Source organism: Burkholderia sp. Bp8992, assembly GCF_003853705.1.
GTDB lineage: Bacteria > Pseudomonadota > Gammaproteobacteria > Burkholderiales > Burkholderiaceae > Burkholderia.
This window is the reverse complement of record NZ_QTQI01000004.1, coordinates 420,219-427,322: the sequence shown is the minus strand read 5'-3', so window position 1 is coordinate 427,322 and position 7,104 is coordinate 420,219. Positions and strand designations below refer to the sequence as shown.

Annotated in this window: 2 protein-coding genes; both read right to left on the bottom strand. The window is 68.4% G+C overall.

Annotated features, from left to right (window positions below; genetic code table 11):
• Positions 1-171: 171 nt before the first annotated feature.
• A complete protein-coding gene (locus DIE03_RS09145; protein WP_124449491.1) occupies positions 172-5,394 on the bottom strand; it encodes an autotransporter outer membrane beta-barrel domain-containing protein in 5,223 nt (1,740 codons plus the stop codon).
• Between the two features lie 611 nt (positions 5,395-6,005).
• Positions 6,006-6,917, bottom strand: a complete 912-nt coding sequence (locus DIE03_RS09140) for a class II glutamine amidotransferase (RefSeq protein ID WP_124449489.1) — start codon at positions 6,915-6,917, stop codon at positions 6,006-6,008.
• Positions 6,918-7,104: the final 187 nt, after the last annotated feature.

The window sequence follows — 7,104 nt, the reverse complement described above, 5'->3', positions numbered from 1 at the left end:
GACCGCAAGGACGATTTCTTCTCGAATCCGAAATCGGAACGCGCGAAGGACTTCCTCGCGAAGATCCTGCACTGAGCGTTCGCGCGTGTTGCGCGCGTCCATGCAAAAACCGCCCGGCATGCAGCCGGGCGGTTTTTTTTCGCTCGCGGGTGGCGTGCGTGCCCCCGCTCGTTACCAGCTGTACCGGTAGCCCACTTGCCCGACGATCCCGCGCCGGTAGTCGCCGCCGATGTTGCGCGCGATCTTCGCGTTCGCGTACAGCTCGCCCGACTTGCCGAAGCCCGCGGTCACGCCGACACCGAGTTCGTACCAGGTGCGGCCGAGATGCGTCGCGAACGGCGTGCCGCCGACGACGGTCTGGCCCGGCGACAGGAAGTCGTGCAGCACGTCGGCGGTGAAGTACGGCGTCGCGGCGCCGCCGCCCGCATCCGACTGGAGGTTCGGCCGGAAGATGCGCACGCCGACGCGGCCGCGCAGCGCGTTCGTCGTCGTGCCCGAGACGGCCGACACGTTGTCGTCGAACCCGTTCAGCTTCAGGTACTGATACATCAGCTGCGCTTGCGGCTCGATTGCGATCGGCGTGCTGCCGATCGCGAACGGCTTGCCGACTTCCTGCGACAGCGCGATGCCGAAGCCGTTCTGCGACGCCTCGTTGCCGTAGCTGTCGCGATAGCGGTTGCCGTAGTGCGTGACCTGCCCGACGCTGTCGAAGTAGGTGCCGTCCGGCAGGTAGCGTGTCCAGTAGCCGCCGACGCTCTGCGCGTGCATCTCGACCGAGCCGGTCGACGTCGACAGGTTCTGCGTGTCGGCGCGCGCCATGTCGCTGAAGCTCGCGTTCGACACGCCGATGCTGGCCGTCACGCCCGCATGCGTGCTGCCCGCGCCGTTCGGCGCCTGGTCGAGCGTCCAGTCCTTGCCGAATTGCGCGAAGAACGTGCGCTCGTCGGCCGCGAAGCGGCCCGCGTTCGCGTCGAGGCTCTGGCCGCCGATGCGCCCCCATACGCCGTCGCGGTTGCCGGGCTGCTGCTTCTCGACGTTGTAGATGTCGCCGACGCGCTCGTGCAGCTTGCCGAGCGTCGAGAAGCCGTAGTCGGCGTTCAGGAGCGGCGTGAGCGCGTAGCCGGCGACACCCGGGCGATACGCGAGCGTGCCGCCGTTGCCGTTCCCGTTGTTGCCGCCGCCGGACGGGTGGATCGGATCGCCGGGGTCGGTCTGGTCGAGCTGCGAGCGCAGGTACCAGCCGTTCGCGTCGCTTTGACCGCCGCGATAGAGCCGGTATTCGTACGCGCCGGCCTGCACGGGCCCGGCGAGATGGAAGGCCGACGCGGTGGTCGTGCCGCCGTTGGCCGTGACGATCACCGGAATCCCGTCGCCGGTCGTCTGCGCGCCGGCGCCGGCCGTGTTCGCGATCTTCAGGCCGGTCGTGCCGCTCGCGGCGCCGCCGTTCACGATCAGCCGGTCGGTCGGCGACGCATCGGCGCCGAGATACGTGTTGAGCGCGATCGTGCCGCCGTTGCCGACGTAGCTGCCGGTCGTCAGCGTCTTGTAGCTGCCGGTGAGCGTCGGCGAACCGACCGGTGCGGCGAACGCGACGAGGCCCGCGTTGTTCAGGCTGCTCAGGACCGAGCTGCCCGTCATGCGCCACGTGCTCGAGCCGTCGACCGTCAGCGCGACCGGATCGATCTTGCCGGTCAGCGTCGTGCCGTTCGCGAGGAACACGTTGCCGGTGCTCGATGCGTCGGAAACGATGTCGCCCGCGAGGTTCACGGCCGATGCGTTGAACGTCATGGTGCTGCCGTTCGCGAGGTTCAGCAGCGTGCCGTTGCCGGCCGTCACGACCGTGCCGTTGCGCACCGCGATGTCGGCCGTGCCGCCGCGCGCGGCGAAGGCCGGCCCGGCGACGGACGTCACGCTGCCGCCGTCGACCAGGACCGAATTCGTCGCGCCGTTCGCGAGCGTGTCCGACGTCAGCACGCCGGCCGTCGCGCCCTTGAGTGCCGTGCCGGTCAACGCGAGCAAGCCGCCGCTGTTCGCGGTGGCGCCGTTGCCGGCCGCGCTGCCGATCGACGAACCCGTATCGGCGATGCGCCCGCCGTTCTGCGCGACGATGCCGTCGGCTGCGCTGCCCGACGCGGTGACTGTCGTGCCGGACATCAGCGCCGTCGCACCGCTGTCGATGACGACCGCATGGGCACCGGCACCGGTCGTCGCGACCGTCGTGCCGTTGGCCGCGAGCGTCGAGTCGGCGCCTGACACATACAGGCCGCGCGCGTTGGCGCCGGCGGTGCGGACGACCGTTGCCGCATCGGCCGCGATGTGCGCGCCGGCACCGGTCGACGTGACGCCGTCGGCGCCGGTGCCGGTGCCGGTCGTGGCGATCTGCGTGCCGGCCAGCGCGATGGTCGCGTTCGTGCCGAGGTTGCGGATCCCGCTGCCCGTTCCGCCGGCTGCGATCGACGTCGCGCCGGCCGCGAGGCCGCCGCCCGTGACGGTCGAGTCGATCAGCACGCCGTCGGCGCTGCCGTTCGCGATCACGGTGCCGGCGCCCGACAGCGCGACCGATGCGCCTGCGCCCGTCAGGCGCACGCCCGCGATACCGTCGTCGGCTTCGACCGTGCCCGCATTGGCGAGCGTCGCCGATGCACCCTGCACGAGCGCGCCCGTGCCGTCGGACACGCGGATCGTCGATGCGTTGTTCACCGTGCCTTGCGTGCCGACGACGACGCCCGTCGAGCCGGCGCCGGTCAGCAGCACCGTGTTGCGGTTCTCGAGCGTGCCGAGGTTCTGCGCGACGAAGCCCGTCACGCCGGCGGTCGACGACGTCACGGCGGCATGGTTGGTCAGCGACGTCGCGACCGGCGCGCCGGCGTTCGCGCCGGCGAGATCGTGCGCCTGCCCGTCGACGACGCCCGCGATCGCGCCGGCCGCGTTCAGGTTGATCGTCGCACCCGCGTCGATCGTGCCGTTCGCGCCGCCCTCGACCGCGATCGCGATGCCGTTCGCGCCGTTGACGTTGTAGGTCGCGTTGCCGGTCGACAGCGTCGTGCCGGCGTCGGTCGCGAGCACGCCATGCGCATGCTGGCCGTTGACGTCGGTCGTCAGCGTACCGGCTGCCGACGTGCCCGTGTAGGCCGCACCGCCCGCGACGCGGAACAGCGTCGAATCGTCGGTGTCGACGCTGAGGTGCTGCGCGGCGACGTTGATCTTCGAGCCTGCGCCGTACGCGTAGAAGCCGATCTGGTTCGTGCCCGACATGAAGGCCGGCACCGCGTTCGCGCCGACGTTGATCGTCGCGCCCGAGCGCGCGTGCACGCCGATCGCGCCGGTGCCCGTCAGCTTGAGCGCACCGTCGAGCGTGGCCGCGGCGCGCGGTCCTTCGGCCCACACGCCGTAGTTGCGCGTGCCCGAGGCCGGGTCGAGGCCGCCGGCCACGTTGATCGTGCCGGTCGACGTCGCGGTCGTCCCTTGCGTGCCGGTCCCGACGACCATGATGCCGATGCCGTTCACGCCATTCAGCGTGATGGTGCCGGTGTTGGTCACGGTCGCGGCCGTATCGGCCGCGAGCATGCCGACGTTGGCGAGCGGCGTGCCGGGCGCGGCGCCGTTGACGACGATCGAGCCCGCATTGGTCAGCGTGCCGGACGTCGAGCCGAGGCTCGCCAGCGCGGCGCCGTTCTGCGTCTGCGAGCCGATCACGATCGTGCCGAGGTTGCTCGCGGTACCCGATGCGCCGAGCAGGATGCCGTACGCGTGCGCGGCGAGCGCGACGTCGTTCGTCGTTGCGCCGGGTGCGTACTGCGCCGAGCGGCCGAGGTAGATCGTGCCGCCGGCTTCGTTCGTGAAGCTGCCGCTGGCGACGAGGCCGCCGATCACCTGGCTGTCGAGCGTCGTCGCGTTGACGCCGACGTTGACCGTGCCGGCGTTCGACGCCGTCGCGCCGCCCGTCACGGCGACCGCGTAGTTCTGCAGGGCCGGCTGGTTGCCGTCGAGCGTCCATGCGGCGACGTTCATCACGCCGTTGTTGACGAACGCGGTGCCCGCGCCGTTCGCAAATACGCCGTTGCCTTCGGTGTACGCGTGGTAGTCGAAGTTGTTCGGCGGCGCGCTGCCGCCGGTGTCGAAACCGTCTCCGGACGCATACCCGGACGAGATCGTGCCGTTGTTGACGCCGCTTGCGCCGCTCAGCAGGCGTACCAGCGTGAAGTCGCCGGACAGGCGCCCGTCGTTGATGAAGTGCGCGCCGTTTTCCGCGAGGACGGCCGAGCTCGAGTCGATCGTGTTGACGCCGCGGAAGTCGATCTGGCCGTCCTTGCCGATCTGCAGCGTCGCGTTCGCGCCCGTGCCGTGCAGCGCCGACAGGTGATCGATCGGCAGCGTGTTCTTGTCGCCCGCGGACACGGTGTTCCGATACTGGAAGCTTTCCTGCGAGAACGTGACGGCCTGGCTGAATGCGCTGTCGTAGGCGGCCTGCGAGCCGAGCGCGCCGCTTTGCACCGAGCGCACGAGAAAGTCGTTGTACGCGGCGAGCGATGCGGCGTCGGTGACCTTCCACGTGCTGCCGTCGAACGCGGTGAAGGTGCCCGCGTAGGCCGGCACGTCGAGCTGGCGGTTGCCGACGGCGCCACCGTCCGCAAGATAGTCGCCGGTGGTGAACCGGATCTGGTTGCGCGAGTTCCAGGTGACGGTGCTTTTCGCGGCGCCCGTGCCGTCCGCGAAGGTCAGGTCGGTCTGCTTCGCGGCCATTTCGATCGCGTTGCCGGCCGCATCGGGCGCGTTCGCCGCATTACCGATCGACACGTTGAGCGTGCCGCCGGTCGCGGCGACGGTGCCGATGCGCGTGTTCACGTACTGATCGCCGTTCACGTCGTGGTAGACGGGCACCTGGGTCGCGTCGGCCGTCGACGCGGTGAACGCGGACGAGTCGTAGGTCGCGACCGACGTGCGGGTGCCGGTGATCGAGTCGGGCGTGCTGACGCTGTGGGTCTTGCCGCCGAGCGACAGCAGCGGCTGGTTCGGGTTGCCCGACACGATGGTCGTGCTGCCGATCGGCGCGAGCGTGTAGCCCGGGTCGCCGCCGGCGCCGGTCCATGCGCCCGATACGCCGACGGTGTCGCCGCCCGACACGGTGGCGGCGCCGGCCAGGTTGTCGTTGACGGTCGGGCTGAAATTGCCGGTCGTGCAGGTGCCGCCGCTCGCGACGGCCGCGCCGCTGCCGCACGTCGATGCGTGTGCGGAACCGGCCGACAGGACGGCCAGCAACGCGCCGAGCACCGCGGCGCGACGGCCGGCACCCGATTCGCCGCCCGAGCGCTTGCCGCGCGCCCGTGCCGTTTCCGCCACTGCGATCCAGCAGCCGGCGGCTTCGCTCCATATCGATCGAAATGAGTGATTCACGACGAGCCTCTCTTTCTTGTTTTGAAATGGCATTCGCCGCAGCTCGGCGAATTCGCATTCCGCGGTGGAGAAATAATTCGAAGGGGCGTGCGGCGACTATGGCTGCGTGTCGCGCCAATCGTGTTTCGTTACACCGGGGATGGGCGGAGTCTACTGATTCGGGCTGCAGGCGATGATCGAGAAATCGGGAAATGTAAGGATGCCAACCGTAATAGGTCGTATTTTTGATTTGTGTGGTTAATCGAACCGAAGGCCTTGTCGGCAATGGTTCGGCAGGATCTGATGAAAATCCGGGAAGGCTGGCGAGGTAGGTGGGATAGCGTACGGTTTGATAGAAGCGGATGCGCTAAAACGCGCGCTCGCGAATTTATTTATTGGGCGGATGTTATTGATTTTTGATTTATTTTATTTTTATTTTCGCTCGTAAATTAATAAAATCAGGCGAATTTCTGATGGCGTCGATTCGTTGTGACGGATGGCGTTCTTAATGCATCGTCCCTGGTGGGGCGCGGTGATTTTCACCGGCGAAGGTCGTTGTCGCCTCTGGTGCGAGGTCTGCGCGAGCGGGTGGAAACAGGCAGGAGGCGGGCGCGGCACGTGCCGCACCGCGTTCAGAAGTCGATCGCGTCGTCGGCGTCGCCGTCGGCGGCGGTGGCGAGTGCCACGCGGGCGTCGCGCGGTGCGGACGCCGATGCGTCGAGCGCCGGATTGCGCAGCTTCTCGAGCACGCGTTCGGGCACCGGGATCTGCATCCGTGCGGCGACGTCGCCGCACTGGAACATGATCAGCTCGCCCGGCTCGAACGCGGTCCAGACTTCGTTGTCGGTGAGCGGCTGCGTCGCGATCACCGCGACGCGATCTTCCGGCGTCGTGTATTTCGCGAAGTCGATCGACAGGTCTTCGTCGACGAGATGCGCGGTCGAGAACGGCCAGCGCCGCACGAGATAGTGCAGCCGTGTCGAGCAATGCGCGAAGAGCGCCTGGCCGTTCGACATCAGGAAGTTGAACACGCCGTGATCGGTGATCCCGCGCGTGAGCTCGCCAACCCGCTCGAACAGCTCCGGCAGCGGCGGCTGCGCACCGGGAAAGGCCTCGCGCAGCCCCTGCATCAGCACGCAGAAAGCCTGTTCGCTGTCGGTCGTGCCGACCGGGTGGTAGACGCTGCCGTCCATGTCCGGCGCGTAGTCCTGCAGGTCGCCGTTATGCGCGAAGATCCAGTGCCGGCCCCACAGCTCGCGCATGAACGGATGGCTGTTCTCGAGCAGGATGTGCCCTTGCGTCGCCTTGCGGATGTGCGCGATCGTGTTCTTGGACTTGATCGGGTAGCGCTTGACCATTTCGGCGATCGGCGAGGTGGCCGATGCCTGGTGATCGATGAACAGGCGGCAGGCTTTATCTTCGAAGAACGCGATGCCCCAGCCGTCGGCATGGTGATCGGTCAGCCCGCCCCGGGCCGCGAAACCGGTGAAGGAGAATGTGACGTCCGTCGGCGCGGCGCAGTTCATTCCTAAGAGTTGGCACATTTTACTTGGGGCGGCAGGCTGAAGCGGGGGGTAACGAACCGGGCGAACCCCGGTACAATGCGGCTTCTAGCATATCACCGAGCCCTGAGCGGTAAAAAGCGGATTCCGCTGGCCAAAGGTCCCGTGTTGCGGTTTGCCGTCAGTCGGCCCGCGCACGCGCGTTCCGGCCCCGCCGACAGCAAGCCCG

What these genes read in the sequence shown, in the direction of transcription:
- DIE03_RS09140 (WP_124449489.1), bottom strand. Translation starts at nt 6,917, where the DNA reads ATGTGCCAACTCTTAGGAATGAACTGCGCCGCGCCGACGGACGTCACA.